Origin of the sequence: Mycolicibacterium llatzerense, assembly GCF_000878195.1 — a bacterium.
GTDB lineage: Bacteria > Actinomycetota > Actinomycetes > Mycobacteriales > Mycobacteriaceae > Mycobacterium > Mycobacterium llatzerense.
Map to the genome: position 1 here is coordinate 98,057 of NZ_JXST01000009.1, position 20,873 is coordinate 118,929.

Annotated in this window: 19 protein-coding genes; 11 read left to right on the plus strand and 8 right to left on the minus strand. The window is 66.4% G+C overall.

Going from position 1 to position 20,873, the window contains the following annotated elements; translation table 11 throughout:
- The first annotated feature begins 12 nt into the window (after nt 1-12).
- Entirely contained in the window at nt 13-1,041 is a 1,029-nt protein-coding gene (locus TL10_RS08525) for a hypothetical protein (protein WP_234711402.1), read from the plus strand.
- A 6-nt stretch (nt 1,042-1,047) separates the two neighbouring features.
- Here TL10_RS08525 and gap read toward each other — a convergent pair whose 3' ends face one another.
- A complete protein-coding gene (gene gap / locus TL10_RS08530; protein ID WP_043985301.1) occupies nt 1,048-2,067 on the minus strand; it encodes a type I glyceraldehyde-3-phosphate dehydrogenase in 1,020 nt (339 codons plus the stop codon).
- A 153-nt stretch (nt 2,068-2,220) separates the two neighbouring features.
- Here gap and TL10_RS08535 point away from each other — a divergent pair, with 153 nt between their 5' ends.
- Together TL10_RS08535 and TL10_RS08540 are read left to right on the plus strand one after the other, a co-directional pair.
- Nucleotides 2,221-3,420, plus strand: a complete 1,200-nt coding sequence (locus TL10_RS08535; RefSeq protein WP_043985302.1) for an ROK family transcriptional regulator — start codon at nt 2,221-2,223, stop codon at nt 3,418-3,420.
- A 271-nt stretch (nt 3,421-3,691) separates the two neighbouring features.
- The gene (locus TL10_RS08540) at nt 3,692-3,922 is read left to right on the plus strand and encodes a hypothetical protein (RefSeq protein WP_043400216.1); all 231 of its coding nucleotides are present in this window, start codon (nt 3,692-3,694) and stop codon (nt 3,920-3,922) included.
- 98 nt (nt 3,923-4,020) lie between these two features.
- Here the strand turns inward: TL10_RS08540 and TL10_RS08545 are convergent, their stop codons facing one another.
- The 3 genes from TL10_RS08545 to TL10_RS08555 form a co-directional block, all read right to left on the minus strand.
- The gene (locus tag TL10_RS08545; protein WP_043985303.1) at nt 4,021-4,902 is read right to left on the minus strand and encodes a universal stress protein; all 882 of its coding nucleotides are present in this window, start codon (nt 4,900-4,902) and stop codon (nt 4,021-4,023) included.
- The gene (locus tag TL10_RS08550; RefSeq protein ID WP_043400270.1) at nt 4,899-6,725 is read right to left on the minus strand and encodes an amino acid permease; all 1,827 of its coding nucleotides are present in this window, start codon (nt 6,723-6,725) and stop codon (nt 4,899-4,901) included. The genes TL10_RS08545 and TL10_RS08550 overlap by 4 nt, the downstream gene beginning before the upstream one ends.
- A 194-nt stretch (nt 6,726-6,919) precedes the next feature.
- Nucleotides 6,920-8,143, minus strand: a complete 1,224-nt coding sequence (locus TL10_RS08555; RefSeq protein WP_043985304.1) for a PucR family transcriptional regulator — start codon at nt 8,141-8,143, stop codon at nt 6,920-6,922.
- A gap of 116 nt (nt 8,144-8,259) precedes the next feature.
- Here TL10_RS08555 and TL10_RS08560 point away from each other — a divergent pair, with 116 nt between their 5' ends.
- Nucleotides 8,260-9,009, plus strand: a complete 750-nt coding sequence (locus TL10_RS08560; protein WP_052506348.1) for a hypothetical protein — start codon at nt 8,260-8,262, stop codon at nt 9,007-9,009.
- Nucleotides 9,010-9,012: 3 nt separating this feature from the next.
- On the opposite strand, the gene TL10_RS08565 is transcribed toward TL10_RS08560, so the two are convergent.
- A complete protein-coding gene (locus TL10_RS08565) occupies nt 9,013-9,822 on the minus strand; it encodes a cutinase family protein (RefSeq protein ID WP_234711403.1) in 810 nt (269 codons plus the stop codon).
- A gap of 232 nt (nt 9,823-10,054) precedes the next feature.
- Between TL10_RS08565 and TL10_RS08570 the strand changes: the two genes are divergently transcribed.
- On the plus strand, nt 10,055-10,672 hold the full coding sequence (locus tag TL10_RS08570) for a TetR/AcrR family transcriptional regulator (protein ID WP_043985350.1): 618 nt from the start codon (nt 10,055-10,057) through the stop codon (nt 10,670-10,672).
- 5 nt (nt 10,673-10,677) lie between these two features.
- The gene (locus TL10_RS08575; protein WP_110789009.1) at nt 10,678-11,028 is read left to right on the plus strand and encodes a DoxX family protein; all 351 of its coding nucleotides are present in this window, start codon (nt 10,678-10,680) and stop codon (nt 11,026-11,028) included.
- Between the two features lie 4 nt (nt 11,029-11,032).
- Here the strand turns inward: TL10_RS08575 and TL10_RS08580 are convergent, their stop codons facing one another.
- Both TL10_RS08580 and TL10_RS08585 read right to left on the minus strand, forming a co-directional pair.
- Nucleotides 11,033-11,767, minus strand: a complete 735-nt coding sequence (locus TL10_RS08580) for a sulfite exporter TauE/SafE family protein (protein ID WP_082067894.1) — start codon at nt 11,765-11,767, stop codon at nt 11,033-11,035.
- A gap of 62 nt (nt 11,768-11,829) precedes the next feature.
- A complete protein-coding gene (locus tag TL10_RS08585) occupies nt 11,830-12,489 on the minus strand; it encodes a cysteine hydrolase family protein (protein WP_071286830.1) in 660 nt (219 codons plus the stop codon).
- Between the two features lie 134 nt (nt 12,490-12,623).
- Here TL10_RS08585 and TL10_RS08590 point away from each other — a divergent pair, with 134 nt between their 5' ends.
- The 3 genes from TL10_RS08590 to TL10_RS08600 all read left to right on the plus strand — a co-directional run bounded on the left by TL10_RS08590 (nt 12,624) and on the right by TL10_RS08600 (nt 17,758).
- Nucleotides 12,624-14,078 carry an aldehyde dehydrogenase family protein gene (locus TL10_RS08590; RefSeq protein ID WP_043985308.1) on the plus strand — a complete coding sequence of 485 codons (1,455 nt, stop codon included), beginning with the start codon at nt 12,624-12,626 and terminating at the stop codon, nt 14,076-14,078.
- A gap of 124 nt (nt 14,079-14,202) precedes the next feature.
- Complete coding sequence (locus TL10_RS08595; protein WP_043400200.1) at nt 14,203-16,032, plus strand: acyl-CoA dehydrogenase; 1,830 nt, start codon at nt 14,203-14,205, stop codon at nt 16,030-16,032.
- A gap of 112 nt (nt 16,033-16,144) precedes the next feature.
- Nucleotides 16,145-17,758 carry a CocE/NonD family hydrolase gene (locus TL10_RS08600; protein WP_043985309.1) on the plus strand — a complete coding sequence of 538 codons (1,614 nt, stop codon included), beginning with the start codon at nt 16,145-16,147 and terminating at the stop codon, nt 17,756-17,758.
- Here TL10_RS08600 and TL10_RS08605 read toward each other — a convergent pair.
- Nucleotides 17,745-18,716, minus strand: a complete 972-nt coding sequence (locus tag TL10_RS08605; RefSeq protein WP_043400258.1) for an NADPH:quinone oxidoreductase family protein — start codon at nt 18,714-18,716, stop codon at nt 17,745-17,747. The two genes, TL10_RS08600 and TL10_RS08605, sit on opposite strands and share 14 nt — an antisense overlap.
- Nucleotides 18,717-18,761: 45 nt before the next feature.
- On the opposite strand from TL10_RS08605, the gene TL10_RS08610 reads away from it, so the two are divergent.
- Entirely contained in the window at nt 18,762-19,853 is a 1,092-nt protein-coding gene (locus TL10_RS08610; protein WP_043985310.1) for an NAD(P)-dependent alcohol dehydrogenase, read from the plus strand.
- Between the two features lie 59 nt (nt 19,854-19,912).
- The gene (locus TL10_RS08615) at nt 19,913-20,869 is read left to right on the plus strand and encodes an alpha/beta fold hydrolase (protein ID WP_043985311.1); all 957 of its coding nucleotides are present in this window, start codon (nt 19,913-19,915) and stop codon (nt 20,867-20,869) included.
- Nucleotides 20,870-20,873: the final 4 nt, after the last annotated feature.

Below are 20,873 nucleotides of genomic sequence, written 5' to 3' on the forward strand. Positions count from 1 at the left end.
ACTGATCGTAGATTGGGCAGAGACAGTCTGGCCGAGGCGATTTCGCAGTCCGAGTTCGGTGGGCCTGACGGTGGCGCGGCGTTTGACTGGGACATCGCCGTCGACGTCGGCGACATGTCCGGTGCCCACCACCATCTACCGGACGACGAGGAAGGGCGTGAGCTCCGACGGCAGTTCGGGAGTTTGCGTCGCCACCGCCGCGAGGACGTCTACAGCGTGTGCGGGAACCACGACCGCAGTGGCTTGGACGAACCCGAGGCATGGTGGTGGCAGAAGTGGATCGACCCGCTGGGGCAGCACACGGAGTTTTCCGGTGTCGATGCCGCACTTCGACGCTATCCGGTAGCCGGGACCTGGCAGCACTACTCGTTTCGGGTGGGGAATCTGTTGTTCCTCATGCTGAGCGACCGTAACGAGCCGACGCAGGCCGTCGGTCGTGGCACATTGGGTGGCAATCCAGGGGGTGTGGTCAGCGGCGAAACGTTCCGCTGGTGGAAGCACATGGTGCTGACCAATCCTGACGCGATCATCGTGACGGTGCACCACTACGTGCTCAAGGACACCACGGTGGCATCGGGAGAGTGGGAGGGCGTCCGTCGCGATGCTGACGGCCAACTGGCGGAGCATTACCACCGGCCGTTCCCGCAGGGCACGCCGCAAGCGGCGTCGTATCTGTACTGGGTGGACAGTCAGCCTGATTCCGGTGCGTTCGAACAGTTCTTGGCCGAGCATCCGGGCCGGGTGCAACTGTGGATCGCCGGTCACACCCATACCCACCCCGACGACAATTTCGGCGGCAAGAGTCATATCGAACAGCGTTGGGGGACATGGTTTCTCAACGTCGCGTCACTGAGTCGGCATCACATGCCGATCACGACGCTGCCGCTGAGCAGACTGCTGACATTCACTCCCGGCAGTTCAGCAGTGCGCGTGCAGTGCTATCTGCACTCTGATCAGTACGCGCCGCAGGGCTGGTACGACAAGGCAGAGAAGACCATTGGGCTCAGGACGCCGTTTCGCTGGACGCCCGCTTCGGTGTAGCGACAGCTACAGCGATTTGCCGACCAGTGCGGTCAGGTCGGCGATGCGGTTGGAGTAGCCCCATTCGTTGTCGTACCACGAGACGACCTTGGCTTGGTTGTCGATGACCTTGGTCAGTCCGGAGTCGAACAGTGAACTGTGCGGGTCGGTGACGATATCGGACGACACGATCGGCGCGTCGTAGTACTTGAGGATCCCCTTCAACGGGCCCTCGGCAGCGGCCTGCATCGCCGCGTTGATCTCCGCGGCAGCGGCTGCGGTGCCGAGTTCGACGGTCAGGTCGGTGACCGAACCGGTGGGCACCGGCACCCGCAACGCATACCCATCCAACTTGCCCTTGAGCTCCGGGAGCACCAGACCGATGGCCTTGGCCGCCCCGGTGGAGGTGGGCACGATGTTGATCGCCGCGGCCCGGGCCCGGCGCAGGTCCTTGTGCGGGCCGTCCTGCAGATTCTGGTCCTGGGTGTAGGCGTGGATGGTGGTCATCAAGCCTTTGACGATGCCGAACTCGTCATTGAGCACCTTGGCGATCGGGCCCAGACAGTTCGTGGTGCACGAGGCGTTGGAGATGATGTTCTGGCTGCCGTCGTACTTGTCATCGTTGACACCCATCACGATGGTGATGTCCTCACCGGTCGCCGGCGCGGAGATGATCACCTTCTTGGCCCCGGCCTCCAAATGCCCCTTGGCTTTGGCGGCGTCGGTGAAAATCCCGGTCGACTCCACCACAATGTCCACACCCAACTCGCCCCACGGCAACGCCGCCGGACCCTCCTTGACCGCCAGGGCCTTGATCTTGGTGTCACCGATCACCAGGGTGTCGCCATCCGCGCGGACCTCGTAGGGCAGGCGGCCCAGGATCGAATCGAACTTCAACAGATGAGCCAGCGCGTCGGTCGAGGTCAGGTCATTGACCGCCACGATCTCCAGATCGGTGTTGATGCCCGCCGCTTTTTGCGCGTCCAGAGCGCGGAAGAAGTTACGCCCGATGCGTCCGAAGCCATTGACGCCGATCCGAATAGTCACTGCTGATCTCCTTGGATACCTAGAGCTTGATCGGTTCAGGACGAACCCTACACCGATTAGGATTTTCCGCAACACATCTTTAGTACTTCAAATACCTAACTATCGGGTTCTTACGCTTGCATGGGTGTGTGTCACCTTGCTTCAATGGGGCGCATGGCGCTCAGTGGCACGTTGGTGGCACCCACACCCGGCGATGTGTTCGCCTTGATCCGGGGGCGCGGAGCCATCACCCGCAGTGAGATCGGCCGGATCACGGGCCTGTCCCGCACCGCCGTGACGGCTCGGCTCTCGGCTCTGGAGGCCGACAATCTGGTGATCGAGCCCGAGTACGCAGCGTCGACGGGCGGCCGTCCGGCGACCCAACTCATGTTCAACATCGATGCCGGCATCGTCTTCGCCGCGGCGATCGGGCGCAGCCGCACCCAGTTGGCATTGTGCAATCTCGCCGGCGACATCCTCGCCACCGCCGACATCGATCAAGAGCCCGGTATGCGTCCAGACGATCTGATGCCCGGCCTGGTCAGGCGCATCGAGGCGCTGTTGGACGACTCCGGACGCCGCGGCGACCGCGTCTTCGGGATCGGGCTCAGCCTGCCCGGCACTGTCGATCAACAGCGGGGAGCCAGTCTGGACTCCCCGAACATGAGCGGCTGGGATGGTGTGCCGTTGGCCCCGTACTTCCAGCATCTCACCGACGCTCCGTTGGTCATGGACAACGATGCCAACGTCATCGCCCTGGCGGAACGGCGGTTCGGATTCGCTGACGTGCAAGACATGCTGGTTGTGAAGGCGTCCACCGGACTGGGTGCCGGCATCGTGATGGCCGGTCAGCTCCGGCGCGGGGCCGCGGCGGCTGCCGGGGATTTCGGGCACAGCAAGATCTCGGCGGCCGCAGGTGTTCCGTGTCGCTGCGGCGACACGGGTTGTGTGGAGGCGGTCGCCGGCGGCTGGGCGATCGTGCGGGACCTGCAAGCCGACGGGTACGCCGTCAACCACCTGCGTGACGTGGTGGCTCTCGCTCTTAGTGGGGATGCGAAGGCTCGCAGCATGATTCGTGACAGCGGGCGCCACATCGGCGAAGTGCTCGCCGCCGCGGTGAACCTGATCAACCCGGCGGTGCTGGTCGTCGCCGGTGACATGGTCGGTGCCTACGACGTATTCGTCGCTGGTCTACGAGAAACGTTGTACGGCAACGCCAGCACCCTGGCCACCCGGACGCTGCAGGTCGTCCCGTCGGTGTTGCAGGAGCGCGTCGGCATCGTCGGCTGCGCAACCACGGTGCTCGATCACATCTTGAGCCCCAACATGATTGATGCGTCGTTGGACGCGCGGCTTCAGCTGTCGGGTGCCTGACGCGGTTCCGGTGGCGAAGGTCGACGCGGATGCCAACCTACGAGTAACCGAGCAAAATGATGCGTGGATCACAGTGTTCCACGTCACAATTGCGCAGTCTGTTCAACATCTGCGCTGGCTATTGACGCAGGTCAGGCGCTGAGGCAGATTTCGCTGCACCGACTGCTCATTGGTTGGCGCAGTGCATATCTGCGGGACGTGAGCGGTCGGCGGTGTGAGTGGCCACTGGCCAACGGCACCAATCCATCTCGCAATGAATACAAGGAATTTGATGTCCCGTTCACGTCTGACCAACGCCGCCAACGTCCGTCGCATCGCGGCCGCAATCGGAGCCAGTGCCCTGGTGGCCATGGGAGCCGCCACCGTGGCGGTCGCCCAACCAGCGCCGTTGGCGCCGCGTATCGATGGCGGCGCCACCACGACGTCCACGGCCCCGCCGACCGCACCCCTGACCCCTTCGGCCAGCCCCGTGGTCAAGGCGACGTTCTCCGGCAAGGGCTAGACCGACACCGAAAGGCCAGTTATGGCAGGCTTTTTCGTGAGTTGCGTGCCGTAATCCCCCGCAAGCGGGAGGTGCCCCCAGGCGCTCGGCGGCAGGAATCAGGCGCGCGGCATGATCATCACCGGCACCGGAGAATGACGCAGAATCTTTGCCGCCGCCGACCCGAGGAAGACCCGCGCCGATTGCCCGGCTGCGCCAGATCCGAGCAGCAGCACATCACCTGATGCCCATCCCGTGTTCTCCACGGCCTGCTGCCAATCGCGCCCGCTGCTGACGATCATGTCCACGTCGGGCACGGCCAGTTGCTCACGAACTTTGTTGAGCTGCTTGGTGACATCGTCGGCGGTGCGCTTCGACCATTGCGCGACCACCATGTCCTCAGCACCCGCCTCGAGTGAGGGCCCACCGAACGCCCACACGGGCCGCACGGTGAACGCCACGATGCGCAGCCGGGCATTCCAGTCCTTCGACAGCTCCGCGGCCGCCCGGATCAACCCGTTGGTGTCGGCCTCACCGCCGTAGGCCGCGGTGAGTCGGCGGATCGGCTCGTGGCTGAAGCCATATCCGCGCGGCGCGATCGCCACCGGCACCTGCGCGGTGTGCACCAGACGTTCGGTGACGCTGCCGAGCGCCACGCGTCCCAATAGCCCCGACGACGACGAGCCGAGCACCACGGCCCTGGCCTGAAACTCCTGCGCCAACTCGAGCAAACCTGTTGGGATGGAACCGGATTCGTGCACCAGTGTCGGGACGTCCGGTCGCCCGGGCAGGCCGTCGACGACGGCCTGCAAGGACTGGGCCGTCTGCGCCTTCACGTGGCGCAGGTACTCGTCTTCGACCGGGTCGTTGCGCGGTGGCCACGAGCGCTCCAGTACCGCCGCCGCGATCACCTTTTCGCCGGTGGTCTTCGCGATCTGCACGGCGAGGTTGATCGGGGCGCTGCCGTGCCGGGATGCGCTGAACCCGGCGATGATCGTCACGCGACGGGCTCCTCGGCGGGCGCCATCGCGATCACGTTGGTCACCGGCACGTGGTAGTCGGCCCGGGCGCGGTCGACGACATCGAAGCGGTGCCAGATCGACTGTTCCGGCGGCTCCGTCGCGATGACGATCTGGTCGGGCTCGAACTCGGCGACGGCGGCTGCCAAAGCGCGCAGCGGGCGGTAGTCGCCGAGTTTGCCGTCGGCTTCCAGATTCGCCGAGTGCAGCGCGGCGAGTGTCTGATCGAGGCGTTGCTGCGCAAGGATTTTGGTGGCTTCCCAGACATCGAGAGGACCGTGGGAGGCGGCGGCGCCGGTCTCGATCGGGCTGACGGGCACGACGACGTGATAGGTGGTGGCGTTGTCGGCGCCGATGGCGCGTAGTTCGTCGAGCAGCTCTTCGGAGCCGACGGTTTCGTTGGCCAGCACCAGGACTCGGTGCGGTCGCTCGGTCGGGGCGATGACCTCCGGAACGGGCCGGCGCGAGACGAACCAGCGGTTGGCGAAGAACAATCCGATCACCACAGCCCAGGACAGGAGGCTCAGCAACAAGGCTCGTCTGTTGTCTCCACCTTGGATGAACATCTGCGCCAGGATCGCGGCCATCGCTATCGCTGAGACGATCGACAGCACAGGGAACAGCCACATCTTGACTTTGAGATGGCCGTCGCCGTTGCGGTACCGCAGCACGATCTGGGATATCGCGATCAGCAGATAGACGAAGAGGATCACCGCACCGCTGGAATCGAGCAGGAACTTGAAGATGAATTCCGGCGAGAATGCCGAGGCGATGACACCCAGGAACCCGATGACCGACGACGTGAGAATCGCGGCGGCCGGAACTCCGCGGCGGGTCACGGAGACGAGCTGGGCAGGTGCCTCGCGACGGGCGGCGAGCACGAACAGCATGCGTGAAGCGGTGTACATGCCGGAGTTCAGGCAGCTCAGGACAGCTGTCAGCACGACCGCGTTCATGATGTGGTCGGCGTATGGAACGCCCATCGCGGTGAAGGCCGAGACAAACGGCGACGCGGCGAGTTGATTGCCGTTCCACGGCAGGATGGTCACCAGCAGGAACGCCGAGCCGACGAAGAAGACCGCGATGCGCATGATGACCGAGTTGGCGGCCTTGGCGACGGCACGCTCAGGGTCGGTCGATTCAGCGGCGGCGATGGTCGCGATCTCGGCGCCCACCATCGAGAAGATGACAGTCACCACACCGACGGTGACCGCGGCCGAGCCCAGGGGGAAGAATCCGCCGTGGGCCGTCAGATTGGAGAAGTCCATGGACTTGTTCGGCCACAGGCCGAGCACGTAGCACGAGCCCGCACCCAGGAACACGATGATCGCCGCGACCTTGATGCTTGCGAACCAGAACTCGAACTCACCGAACGACGACACCGAGAACAGGTTCGTCGCCGTCATCGCGATCAACAGCAGCAGGGCCGTGAGCCATATCGGCGCCGAAGGCAGCCAGTACTTGACGATCTTGGCTCCGGCGATGGCCTCGAAACCGACCACGATCACCCAGAAGTACCAATACAGCCAGCCGATCGAGAAGCCGGCCCAGTTGCCCAGTGCGTTGCGGGCGTAGTCGGCGAACGAGCCGGTCGACGGGTTGGCCACCGCCATCTCGGCGAGCATCCGCATGATCATGATGATCAGCGCCCCGGCGAGTGCATAGGTGATGAACGTTCCAGGCCCGGTGTTTTTGATGACGACCCCTGAGCCGACGAACAGCCCGGCGCCGATCACCCCGCCGATCGCGATCATCGATAGTTGGCGCTGGCTCAGGCCCTTTTGCAGGGTCGATGTCCCACTCACGTCGTCTCCTTCGCGCTGCCCCGACGGCATTGTCGGAGCGTCTTCAGCCCACGCCCAGCGACGATGTGAGCTGCACCACATTTTGGCGTGTGCGAATACTAAGCCGATCGATGCTGCGTGCGGGGGACTAACGAGGCGCAGCTGGTCGGAACATCCAGCAGTTTTTCCGACAGCAGTCGGAAGACCACGCGCGGTCAGCGACGACGCAGCCGGGCCAGCCGGATGCTCAGCATCAGATCGAAGCGCGCCTCTCCATCGGTGAGGTCGTTGACGTCATCACCGAGCGCCTGGGTGATCTTCTCCAGGCGGTAGTACAGCGTCGAGCGATGCAGGTGCATGGTGTCGGCCGCGCGCCTCGCGTCGCCGCCGGAGGACAGATAGGCCTCGAGGGTCTGGATCAGGTCGTCGCGTCCGTCGGCCAACAAGGCGGCGACGCCCGGGTGGATCAGCCCGTCGAGTTCGTCGGGGGAGTCTGCGAAGCTGTCGGCGAGCAGGGCCACCGCCCGCCACGAGCCGGCCCCGGTCCAGTCCGTCGGGGACCCGGCCGGACCTGCGCCGATCGCGGCGATGGCACACGCGAGCCGCGCATCTCGAAATGCCCGCGCGGCTTGCGCCAACGGCAGCCGGGTGCCCGACCAGCCGATGGCCGGATCGTCATCGAAGATGGCCTGGATCGATGAGGTCACGGTGTCCACCAACCGCTGTGGCGGGACCCGCACGTGTGCGGGGCAGAAGGCGAAGACGCCGACGGGATTGCCCGGCAGGACGAACCAGTTGTGCGTCCGCTCGACGGTGGACAGCCGCAATCGCAATGCGATGCGACGCTGCTCGGTTTCGGAGGAATCCCCGGATGGCGCGAACGCGAAGACGCTGAGCAGGCTGTCCGGCCGGGCCATGTCGTGGGTGGTGAGTTCACGCAGCACCGGTTCGAGGGGCTCGTCCGACACCAGCCGGGTCAGCAGGGCTTGATGCGCGGACTCCACGGCGCGCTCTGTGGTCCGGCGCCGGTCCAGGATCGCCACCAGGTCCGCCCCCGCTTGGTGAGCCAAGGTGCGTTCGGCCGCGCTCAGTGACTGCTGCGGGTCGATCACCCACAAGTAGCCGAAGCGGTCATCGGCCGAGCGCACCGGCACGCAGTACCGTGCCACCATGCCGTGCTGCGGCAGTGGCGGGATCGCGACACCGGGGTCGGCGTCGTCGAGTCCGAAGGCCTGGAGCCCTGCCATGACTTCGGGTTTCGTGGCGCGCTCGATGAGGCTGTGCATCCGCACGTCGTCGACGGTGCCGTGCTGACGGCTGAAGGTCATGGGCGTCATCGCAGTGTCGTCCAGCAGCACCGCGCGATTCAGGGACCGGGCGAGCAGGTCGACGATCAGCTGAAGGTGGGCACTGGGATCGGTGCTGTGCGGTTCCGCCATGCGCTCCCTTCAGATCTGTGTCGGCGGCACCGCGCTCACAGGTACCGCAAGGTTGTTGCCGGGTATCGTCGCACGCACTCCGCGGCCGGGCGGGGCGTTGACCGGGGAGATTGATCATGTGGCCCGCGGTGTGGTCGGAAGTGCGGTGGGCGTTCACCCCGCCGCGCAGCTGGCTGCTGGGCGTGGTGGCCAACGTCGTGCTCGCCCTGGTGTGGCTCTCTGTGCAGCCGTTGGCCTCCGGTGGACGTCATCACCAGGACTGGGTGATCCTGGTCGGCACATACTTCTCATCGTTCGTGCTGGCCGACACCACGACGACCAATGTGCTTGGCGCTGACCATGATCGGGTCCAGCGGGCCCTGGCGGAGTCGATACCGCCGTGGCGAATGCTGCTGCACAAGAACCTGGCCTTGCTGGTACTCGTCGGCCTGCCGGTGCTTGCGGTGGCCGCGGTGCTGACCCTCTGGTTGGAGACGCCGGCACGGCTCGGCGTGACGATTCCGAACGTCGCGGTGCCGATCCTGTCCTGGCTGGGGATCGGCAATGTGGTCTCGGTGTTGCTGCCGGTGGCCGAAGTCCCGCTGGCGCAGCGGTGGGGTCAGCGCCATGACCGGCGGCGCATCGTGCTGTGGCTGTCCTCGTTGGCGTTGCCCTACGCGCTGTACTTCGTCGCCGACCCGATCGGCGGGGTCGAGCACCGCGAGCTGTGGCGGGCGCTGCCGACCGCCGTCGCCCACATCGTCGGTCCCGTGCTCGGCCGTGACACCAAAAGTGCTGTGCACCTTGGTGTTGCGATCATGGTCTGGATGGCCGGAACGCTGTTTGCCGATTGGTGGGTGCGGCGCCGGGGTGTGCAGTTCCGGTAGCGGCTACTGGGGTGGAGCGTCCGGTGCCGGCGACGGTGCGGCCTGCTCCGGCCCCGGGAGCCATGGCGCGCTCGCCGGCATGTGGGCCGGCGCCGCGGCGGTCTGCGGAGTCGAGGCCGGTGCGGGCTGACCGCGACCCGCCTGGTCGGCGGCCTGCACCGTCGTTGATGACCACGGCGCGGGTCCGGCCAGCGCGTCGGCCGCCCACCCGGCCTGCAGCTGGCTCATCGCGAAGTTGACGCCCTGTGTGACCAATCCGCTGTCGATGTAACTGTTGTGGGCATCGAAGCTCGACCCGTGCGCGTCACACACCAGGTCGTTGGAAACACACAGATCGGTGGTCTTGGGCTGATACACCGGGCCGACCGTGACCGTGGGGGAGCCGATGGCTCGCATGAAACGTGGGGACGGCTTACCGAACAGGGCAACGGCCGCAACGTGATCCGCGACGTCCGGCGGCATGGGGGCCGGCACATCGGTGGCGGCGATCCCCTCGGGGATGGTGCCCGCGGTGACGAAGCCCGCAACGGCGGCGCCCTGCGAGAACCCGCCGAGGACCATCTTGGTCCGCGGGCAGGCCGCAGCGGTGGTCACCAGCTGCCTGCGGGCGTCGCGAATTCCGTCGACGGCGGTGGGGAAGTCGGTGGTAGCGGGATAGTCGACCGCATACACGTCAAGGGTTTTCGGGCTGATTGCGGTGCGAAGCCCATTGATGAATGCCGTCCCGACCCCGCCCGGTCCGGGCGCTTCATCGGTTCCTCGGGCGAAGATGACCTGGGCGTCTGGACAGTCTGCCGCGTGTGCTGTCGGCAATGGTGCGGCGGACAGCAATCCTGGCGGTACCACCAGGATTGCGGCTGTCGCAGCGGTCGTCAGGCTTCTGATTCGGCTTCTGCTTTTGCTTGGCCTCACGGGTCCATGCTGACACGTCGGCGGGTCTTCTGCGCGCCTACGCGGGCCGTGTCGGGATTGATTATTTGCTGGTAGGGCTGGATTGCCGGGCCGCGGCTTGACGATGCGGCACCGGTACGCCATGCTGTTGAACATGTTCACTGAACACGTTCAGTCGCGTGCTGCGGCGAGAGACGAGACCCGGGCGAAGGTGTTGGCGTCCGCCGAACGGCTGTTCCGTGGACAGGGTTTCGCTGCGACGACGGTTCGCCAGATCGCGACCGACGCGGGTGTCAGCACAGGCACCGTGATGGGCGTCGGAGACAAGGACGGTTTGCTCATCGAGGTCTTCGACGAGTGGATCGCCGCCGTCCACCGCGACCGTCAGGCCGGCGATGAATCGCCAGACCCGTTGACCCCGGACGCGACGGTCGATGCCGTAATCGGGCTGCTCGCACCGTTTCTGCGGTACTTCGCCGAGGACCCCGCGTTGTCCCGGCAGTACTCCTCGATCATCGTTCGCGGCAGCCATGAATCGGCGATCTTCCGCGACCTCGCCGTCGCCTTGGTCACCGAACTGGAGTCGGTCCTGGCGCGCGCCGGGCTCTCAAAGGCCGCCGCGCCGCGCGCCGCCCGGGTCGTCTACTTCGCCTATCTCGGCATCGTCATGACCGGCGGGAATCAAGTGTCCGGCGGTGCGTCGGTACCTGACCAACTACGCGACGTCGTCCGTTGCGTCATTCACGATTCAACACAAGGAGATGAGCAGTGACTGGTATTCCGCACTATTGGTGGCCCACCGCATTGTTGGCGGCGGTGCTCTTCGGTGACGCGTTGATGTCGATCCGTCCGCCGCAGTTCATCCGCGGATGTCTTGAGGGAGTGAAACTTCCGCAGGACTGGTGGTGGGTGTTGATCGTCGTCAAGCTGCTGGCCGTAGCTGGCCTGGTGGCCGGGCTGAAGTATCCCGGCATCGGGGTGGCGGCCAACGTCGGGGTGATCGTCTACTTCGTGTGCGCGGCCTACGCGCACTACCGTGCCGATTTCCTCAAGCAGGAATTCTGGCTCAATTGCCTTGGCATGCTGGGGCTGTCGGTCGGTGTCTTCGTCCTGTCGTACGTGGTGTGACTCGCTACCTCAGCATCATGACCGTGAACGCCACGACGCTGACCACCACGATGCAGGCGCGTAAGGCATTGGGCGGCAGGCGCCGTCCGATCTTTGCCCCGATGTAGCCACCGATCGTGGAGCCGACGGCCAGCAGCAGCGCCGGTAGCCAGGCCACCTGGCCGACGACGATGAAGATGATGGCCGCGACCGAATTGACCAGTCCCACAGAGATGTTCTTGACGCCGTTGAGCCGCTGCAGGTCTTCCGACACGAACAGTCCGAACAGGGCCATCATGATGATGCCTTGCGCCGCACCGAAATAGCCGCCGTACACCGCGCACCCGAAGATGCCCAGGTACAGCGGCACAGCATGGTCGGTAGTCCGTTCGGTGCCGCGTCGCGCGTCGAGCGCGCGGCGCAACAGGGGCTGCACCAGCACGAGCACGCCGGCCAACAGGATCAGCCACGGCACCACCGCGGTGAACGCGCCCGGTGGAAGTTTGAGCAGCAGCACCGCGCCGACAATCGCTCCGACCAGCGATACCGCACCGAGCCGGACGATGCGGGCGCCCTGGCCGCCGAGCTCATGCCGGTAGCCGTAGGCGCCGGTGAAGTTGCCGGGTACCAGCCCGACGGAGTTGGACATGTTGGCCACCAGCGGCGGGTAGCCGACGGCCATCAGCACGGGGAAGGTGATGAGGCTGCCGGATCCGACGACCGCGTTGATCACTCCCGCGGCGACGCCGGCCAGCAGCACCGCGGTGATCGCGAGGGCGGTCAGGGGTGCGTCTTACTGTGCGGTCTCACGCACTGAATTCTTCACTGGGCCGGCGCGGCCGTCGCACCGGCCTGGAAGAACTGCTCGATATCGGCGGTGCTCAGCCTCGCGACGCCGATCAGCGCCAGGTCGGCCAGTCGCTCGGGCGTCACCTGGGAGGTGGCGTCGGTGACCAGCGCCGCGCGGTAGTCGCGCTCGGAGGCGTCGAACAGGGTGGCGCGCGGACAGTTCGGCAGATTGCAGCCCGCCACCACGATGGTGTTCACCCCGAGGTCGCGGAGATGCTCATCGAGTGAGGTGCGGTAGAAGGCCGACCACCGCGGTTTGAACATGACGACCTCGCCCGCCGCGACGTATTGGATACCGCCGGCCAGCAGCGAGTCGTAGTCCAACGGGTGGGCCAGCAGTTCGGTGGGCACGGCAGCGCCGTCGGTGTGCGGTGCGGCGATCTGCCGGCCGGACTCGATCATTGCCCGACGCGGCGGGTCGGCGTCGCTGCCGCCGGGGACGTACAGCCGCACGATGTGCACGATCGGTCGGCGCGCCGCGCGGAACGCCTCGAGCAGTCGCGCCATCGCGGGCAGGTGTTCGGCGGTGCCGTCGACCTGCGACGGCCCCGAGACGAAATCGTTCTGCACGTCGATCAGCACCAGGGCGCTGCGTGCCAGGTCAGGGGAGGTGTAGTCGTGGCCGGCAGACACGTTCCCGATCTTTCCAGACAAACCGCCGTCGTGAGCCACTCTTGACGACCCGCCGACGGCAATGCTAAGCAACTGCACAGCATTTGTTGCGCGCTCACCCCGGGGCGCGCGTCGCTGACGATGAGAGGCACGCGATGACGCTGCAGTCGGTCTTGGAGGACATCCAGAAGCGCCCAGGCACGGGTGATCTCATCCCGATCATCGATCCGGTGAGCGAAGAGCAGATCGGCGAATTCACCGATTGCGGCCCTGAGTTCGTCGACGAGGCGGTCGCCCGCGCCAAGTCGTCCTTCGAGGCCGGCGTCTGGTCCGGCATGCCCGGCCGCGAGCGGGCCAAGATCCTGTGGCGCATCGCCGACCTGATCGACGAGCACGCCGCCGACTTCGCGGCGATCGACTCGGCCAACACAGGCATGATGAAGAGGCAGTCCGAGCTGGTGGTCCCGACCTGCGCCGAGTTCTTCCGCTATTACGCCGGCTGGTGTTCCAAGATCAACGGCACCGCCTATGACATCCGCACCAGCGGCATCGCCTCCGACGCCTATGTCGACCAGCACGGCTACACGCTGCGCGAGCCCTACGGCGTCGTCGGCCTGATCTTCCCGTGGAACGGCCCGATCTTCAACGCCTGCGCCAAGATCGCCCCTGCCCTGGCCGCAGGCTGCAGCAGCCTGGTGAAACCCGCTGAGGAGACGCCTCTTTCGGCCCTGCTGCTGGACCGGCTGATCCACGAAGCCGGCGTTCCCGAGGGCGTCATCAACCTGATCACCGGGTACGGCCACACCGCGGGCGCCGCCATCACCGCGCATCCCGACGTCGAGAAGGTCGCCTTCACGGGGTCGACCGAAGTCGGCAAGGAGATCGTCAAGGCGTCGGCGGGCAACCTGAAGAAGGTCATGCTGGAACTCGGCGGCAAGTCGCCGGTGCTGATCTTCGACGACGCCGACCTGGACAAGGCCATCTTCGGTGCGGCCATGGGAATTTTCATTCACTCCGGGCAGGGATGTGTCTGCGGCTCAAGGATTTTCGTGCAGCGCGGCGTCTACGAGCAGGTGGTCGAGGGCATCGCGGGTGTCGCCAACTTCATGAAGTACGGCGGGCCGGAGGAAGAGGGTGTGATGAGCGGCCCGCTGATCAGTGCCAAGCAATTGGGCCGGGTCTTGAGCTTCATCGACGAAGGCCGCAGCGACGGTGTCGAGATCGTCGCCGGTGGCTACCGACTGGATCGCAAGGGCTACTTCGTGCACCCGACGGTGCTGACCAACGTCGATCCCGGAATGCGCCTGTACCAGCAGGAGATCTTCGGGCCGGTGGTGAGCATCCTGCCGTTCGACACCGAAGACGAGGCCGTCGCGATGGCCAACGACACCAGCTACGGCCTCGCGGCCACCGCGTGGACCACCAACGTCAGCCGGGCGCACCGCATCGTCAAGCGGCTGCAGGCCGGCAGCGTTCAGGTCAACTGCCAGTTGGTCTTTGACCACGACCTGCCCTTCGGTGGATACAAGCAGTCCGGCTGGGGCCAGGAGTTCGGTCGCGAAGGGCTCGATGCCTACCTGAAGAACAAGAGCATCATCGTCCAGCTCTAATCACCCGCGGGCATCATGTGACGGAGGTCACGTCTCGGTGTGACCTCGCACCCTTCGGCTACGCAACCGTAGGTTCACAGAACCTACGGTTGCGTACCTTTCCGTCGCCGCCAATCCTTTGTATGTGAGCCACTACATCGCCAACCTGCGCGATATCGAATTCAATCTGTTCGAAGTGCTGCCGCTCGGTGCGGCCCTGGACGCGGGCGGCTACGGCGACCTCGATGCGGACACCGCCCGTTCGATGCTCGACGAGGTCTCGCGACTCGCGGAAGGCGTTGTCGCAGAGTCGTTTGTCGACGCCGACCGCAACCCGCCGGTGTTCCTGCCCGACGAGCACCGGATCACGGTGTCAGACGAGCTTGCCAAGACCGTCCGGGTGGTCAAGGAGGCGGAGTGGTGGCGCCTCGGCCTCGACGAGCGAGCCGGCGGTACGGCTGCGCCGGCGGCGCTGGTGTGGGCGATCCAGGAGATGCTCATCTCGGCCAACCCGTCGGCGACCTTTCTGTACGGACTCGGGCCGGCGATGGCCCACACGCTGGCCGAGGTCGGTACCGAAGAGCAGCAGCACTGGGCGCAGTTGGCGATGGACAAGGGCTGGGCGGGCACCATGGTGCTGACCGAGCCGGATGCCGGATCCGACGTCGGCGCGGGACGGGCGAAGGCGATCGCTCAGGAGGACGGCACCTGGCACATCGAGGGCGTCAAGCGCTTCATCTCCGGCGGCGACGTCGGTGACACCGCCGAGAACGTCTTCCACCTGGTGCTGGCCCGCCCCGAAGGGGCAGGCCCGGGAACCAAGGGACTGAGCCTGTTCTTCGTGCCCAACTTCCTGTTCGACCCCGAGACGCTTGAACTCGGCGAGCGCAACGGCGTGTACGTCACCGGCCTGGAACACAAGATGGGCATCAAGTCCTCACCCACCTGTGAGCTGACGTTCGGCGCCCATGGGAAGCCCGCAATCGGGTATCTGGTGGGCGGGGTGCACAACGGCATCGCGCAGATGTTCAAGGTCATCGAGAACGCGCGAATGACGGTCGGGGTCAAGGCTGCCGGCACGTTGTCCACCGGCTACCTCAACGCGCTGGCCTACGCCAAGGAACGCATTCAGGGCGCCGACCTCACCCACATGGCCGACAAGACCGCGCCGCGCGTCGCGATCATCGAACACCCCGACGTTCGGCGCAGCCTGATGACACAGAAGGCGTACGCCGAAGGGCTGCGCTCGGTCTACCTGTACACCGCCGCCTATCAGAATTCTGATGTCGCGCAACTCGTTTCGGGGGCCGACGCCGATCTGGCGCACCGGGTGAACGACCTGCTGCTGCCCATCGTGAAAGGCGTCGGCTCCGAACGCGCCTACGAGATGCTCTCCGAATCACTGCAGACCCTCGGTGGGTCCGGCTTCTTGCAGGACTATCCGATCGAGCAGTACATCCGCGACGCACGCATCGACGCGCTGTACGAGGGCACCACGGCCATCCAGTCGCTGGACTTCTTCTTCCGCAAGATCATCCGGGATCAAGGCTCGGCCCTGGCTCACGTGTCGAGCCAGATCACCGCCACCATCGACGCTGCCGGGCCGGACCTCAAGGCTGAAACCGACAGGCTGGCAACGGCTCTGGCGGATGTGCAGGCGATGGCCGCCGCGTTGACCGGTTACCTCATGGCCGCCCAAGGCGACCCTGAGCAGCTGTACAAGGTGGGCCTTGGCTCGGTGCGTTTCCTGCTCGCGGTCGGCGACCTGATGATCGGTTGGCGGTTGATCCTCGCCGCGCAGATCGCCCAGGCGGCGCTCGCCGGCGCCACCGAACGCGACCACGCGTTCTACACCGGCAAGGTGGCGGTGGCGAAGTTCTTCGCCAAGAACATGCTGCCGCTGCTGTCCTCGGTGCGTGAGGTGATCGAGACGCTGGACACCGACGTCATGGAAGTGGAGAACGCCGCCTTCTAGCCGGGCTTCCTGTCCCGTCGATCAGATCACAGTTCCGGCCCTGAATTGCTGTGGATAGGCCGCTTCCGTGGAAAATGGTCGCAGACCCACGACAGGACGAGGAGAGTGCGACGTGCGACGCGACACCCTGGCGTGGCTCGGTGCCCGCGCACTGACCCGCCGCTTGGGTTTGCCGCGCGCCAAGAGCTTCCGGGTGGAGCGCTCGCTTCCGGTACCCATGCGCGACGGCGCCGTCCTGTTGGCCGATCACTACGCGCCGCGGGTCCGCAAGCCGGCCGGCACGTTGCTGATGCGGGGTCCGTACGGTCGTGACGGGCTGCCCAACCGGGTGTTCGCGGGGTTGTACGCGGGGCAGGGCTTCCATGTCGTGCTGCAGAGCACGCGCGGGACCTTCGGGTCCGACGGTGCGTTCGAGCCCGGTCGACACGAGGTCGACGACGGTGCCGACACAGTCCAGTGGCTGCGTGAACAACCTTGGTATGCAGGAGAATTCGCCACCGTCGGTGCGTCCTACCTCGGCTTCACCCAACTGGCGCTGCTCGTCGACCAACCTGCTGACCTGACCACCTCGGTGATCACCATGGCGCCGCACGATTTCGGTCATTCAGTTTGGAGCACAGGATCATTCGCCCTCGGCGACTTCCTGGGTTGGAGCTATCAGGTGGCCTGGCAGCACCGTGGCGGCTGGATCCGTCAGATCCTCCGCGGCATGGCCACGCCCCGAACCCTCAAGCCGGTCGTGGAGACCCTGCCGCTCGATCCGGCGGCAGCTGAACTGCTGGGTGGCCGTACGCCGTGGTTCAACGCATGGCTCGAACAGCCCGATCCGTCATCGCCGTACTGGGCGGAGAACGGTGTCGCGGCAGCGCTCGACAATCTGCGCGGCCCAGTGCTGCTGATCACCGGGTGGCAGGACGTATTCGTGGACCAGACCCTGGAGCAGTACCGGCGGCTACGGGCCCGTGGCGTCGAGGTGGCGCTGACCGTGGGGCCGTGGACCCACGGGTCCGGCGGCACCGAAGCCATCAAAGAATCCGTTTTGTGGTTGGACGGATCACGCCGCGCCGCGGCCCCGGTGCGGATCTGCGTTGCCGGCGGTGACTGGCTCGACATGCAGGAGTGGCCGCCGCCGGCCGCCGAACGGGTGTGGCACCTGCACCCTGGTGGCGCCCTCGCAGACACTGCGCCGGACACTGGGGCGTCGTCCACGTTTGTCTACGACCCGGCCGACCCGACGCCGAGTATCGGTGGGCGCCTTCTGGTTTCCGGCAAGTCCGGCTACATCGACGACACCGAGCTGGCCGAGCGATCCGATGTGCTGTCCTTCACCAGCCCCGTGCTCGCGGCTGACCTCGACGTCATCGGAACGCCGTACATCGATCTGGACCATCGCACCGACAACCCGCACGCCGACGTGTTCGTGCGGATCAGTGACGTTGCTCCCGATGGGCATTCGACCAACGTCACGGACGGATACCTGCGGCTCACCGCGGCCGACGCCCCCGAGGCATTGCTCCGCCTGGAACTCGACGCGACCGCATACCGATTCGCGGCAGGCCACCGGATCCGCCTGCTGATCGCCGGTGGCTGTTTCCCGCGGTACGCACGCAATCTGGGCACCGGTGATCCGCTGGCGACGGCGACCCGGATGGTGCCCTCGCTGCACACCGTCGCGCACGGCGACGGCGGGCAGTCCCGGTTGGTGCTGCCGGTCAGCGGACCCTGACCACCACTTTGCCTTTGGCGGAACGGTTTTCCAGCGATGCGATGGCGTCCGCGGCCCGCTCCAGCGGATACACCTCGGGCGCCGGCGGGACCACCGCGCCGGACGCCAGCAGCGGCTCCAGCTCGGCCCACTGTTCGGCGAGATAGCCGGGGTGGGTCATGGCCCACGCGCCCCAGCCGACACCCACCGCGTCGACGTTGTTGAGCAGTAGTCGATTGACCTTGACTGTCGGGATATCGCCGCCGGTGAATCCCACGACCAGCAGCCGGCCACCCGGTGCCAGCGATCGAAGGGAGTCGGTGAACCGGTCGCCGCCCACCGGGTCCAGGATCAGATCGACGCCCCGCCCGCCGGTCAGCTCGCGCACCGAGTCCTTGAAGCCGTCGGCCAGCACGACATCGGAAGCACCTGCAGCGCGCGCGATTTCGGCCTTGTCCTCGGAGCTCACCACCGCGATGGTGCGGGCTGCCCCGAACGCCGGGGCCAGCCGCAGGGTCGATGTGCCGATGCCGCCGGCGGCGCCGTGGACCAGCACCGTCTCGCCGGGTGCCAGGCGGCCGCGGGTGCGCAGCGCGCAGTGCACCGTCAGGTCGTTGAACAGCAATCCGGCGCCGGCCTCGAACGACACCGTGTCTGGCAGCTTGAAGACCCGATCAGCCGGTAGTGCAACGACTTCGGCCATGGCACCGGACAGCATGGTCAATGCGGCCACCCGGTCCCCGGCTGCCACATGCGCGCCCTCGGGCGCGCTGCGCACCACACCCGCGAGCTCGGCGCCGGGGGTGTAGGGCAGTTCGGGCTTGTGCTGATAGAGACCGCGGGACTGCAGCGCGTCGGGGAAGGCGACACCGGCCGCGTGCACCTCGATCACCACGGCGCCGGCGGCGTCGGGTTCGGGAATCTCGTTCAGTTCGGCTGCTGACGGGCCGTCCAACCGGGCGATCTGTATGGCGCGCATGGTGTCCTCAATTCGTCGCAGGATGTCACCATCTAACATCCCGGCATGATCGATGCACGTGCCGCGGTATTGCTTCGCCCGGGTTCGGCCCCCGAACTGGCCGACGTCCAGATTCGCGAGCCGCAGGGCAACGAGGTGCTGGTCGGCATCAATGCGGTCGGCATCTGCCATACCGACATCAGCACGGCAGCACGCTGGCCGGAGAAGCGATTGCCCATGGTGTTCGGCCATGAAGGCGCCGGCACCGTCCTGGCCGCCGGCCCCGACGCCCGCATCGACGTCGGCCGGCAGGTTGTCCTGACGTTCGCCAGCTGCTCGCAGTGCGCCGCATGCGCGTCCGACACGCCCGCATACTGCGACAACGCCACCCGCCTGAACATGGCGGGCGACCGCGGTGACGAGACGAGCGCGCTGCGGCTGGACGGTCGCCCGGTTCGCGGTGGATTTTTCGGGCAGTCCAGCTTCGCCACCCACGCGCTGGCCAACACGTCCAATGTCGTGGTCCTGCCGGACGGTATCGACGCACAGCTGGCGGCGCCGCTGGCCTGCAGTGTGCAGACCGGGGTCGGTGCGGTGCTGAACACGTTGGCCGCGGGACCGGCCGACGCGCTGGTCGTGTGGGGCGCGGGCGCGGTGGGTCTGTCGGCGGTGATGGGTGCCCGGATCGCCGGGTGCCGCGCGATCATCGCCGTCGACCCGATTACCGAACGGCGTTCGCTGGCAATCGAATTGGGCGCCACTGGGGCCGTCGACTCGGCTTCGGAGACCCTGCCGGCCGAGATCATGGAACTCACCGGCGGTGGAGCGACCCTGGCCGTCGACACCACCGCGCGCGGTGACGTCATCAGCACCGCGCTGACGCTGCTGCGCAAGTGCGGCAGTCTCGCGCTCGTCGGGCTGGGCGCGCTGACCGCAGAGCTGCCCGTCGGTCTGATCCTGGCCAACGGGCTGCGGGTGCAGGGCGTCATCGAAGGCGACAGCGAGCCGCACAGCTTCATCCCACGGCTGGCCGGGCACGTCCTTCGGGGCGAGTTGCCCGTCGACAAACTGGTACGGACATACGAGTTCGACCGCTTCGCCGACGCCTGGTCGGACGCCGCGGCCGGTCGCGCAGTCAAACCTGTGCTGGTTGTTTAGGTAGGCTCGCCGGTACGGGATGTCCCGCCGGCAACGTCGCCGAACCCGAATGGAGCAGTATGACCGTCTTCAATCAGCCCCAATTGGTCAAACCGGGACGTCCCGCAGCCCTGCCACCAGGCCGTTCGCTGGAGATCGCAGCGGTCGACGGCACCCGACTGCACGCCGAGGTGTTCGGTCCTGAGCATGGGCAGCCGATCGTCTTCGCCCACGGCATCACCTGCGCCATCGGCGTATGGGGTAACCAGATCGCTGACCTGGCGTCCGATTACCGCGTAATCGCCTACGACCACCGCGGGCACGGGCAGAGCGCAGCTCCCAAAGGCCGCCACAAGTACAACCTTGACTTTCTCGCGGCCGACCTCGATGCGGTGTTGAGCGCGACCCTCAGGCCAGGGGAGCGGGCCGTCATCGCCGGGCATTCGATGGGCGGCATCGCCATCACGTCCTGGGCGCAGCGCTACCCGCAGCGCGTCACCGAGTGTGCGGACGCCGTCGCCCTGATCAACACCACCACCGGGGACCTGCTGAAGCTGGTCCAACTGGCGCAGGTCCCGAACTCATTGGCGAAATCCCGGGCCTATGCGGCCGGCCGCATTCTCAAGACCTTCGGCGGGGCCCCGTTGGTGCCGGGTTCACGCAAGGCAGCGCGCCAGTTCGTCGCCATGATCGCGGTCGGTCGTGACGCCGACCCTGCGGTCGCCGACTACGTCTACGAACTGTTCATGGGCACGTCTGCCGCCGGCCGCAGCGGGTGGGTCAACGCGCTGGTGGACAACCTCGATGCTCATCACATCGGCCTCGACAGCCTGACGGTGCCGGCGCTGGTCATCGGCAGCACCAAGGACCGGCTGTTGCCCATCGCGGCGTCCCGCCGGATCGCCAGGAGCGTGCCGAATCTCTGGTCGTTCGTCGAATTGGGTGGCGGACACTGCGCGAACCTGGAGCGTCCCGACGAGGTCAATCAGCATTTGCGGGCGCTGCTTGTCGGGTCGGCCCACAGCTCGACGGCCTAGGACC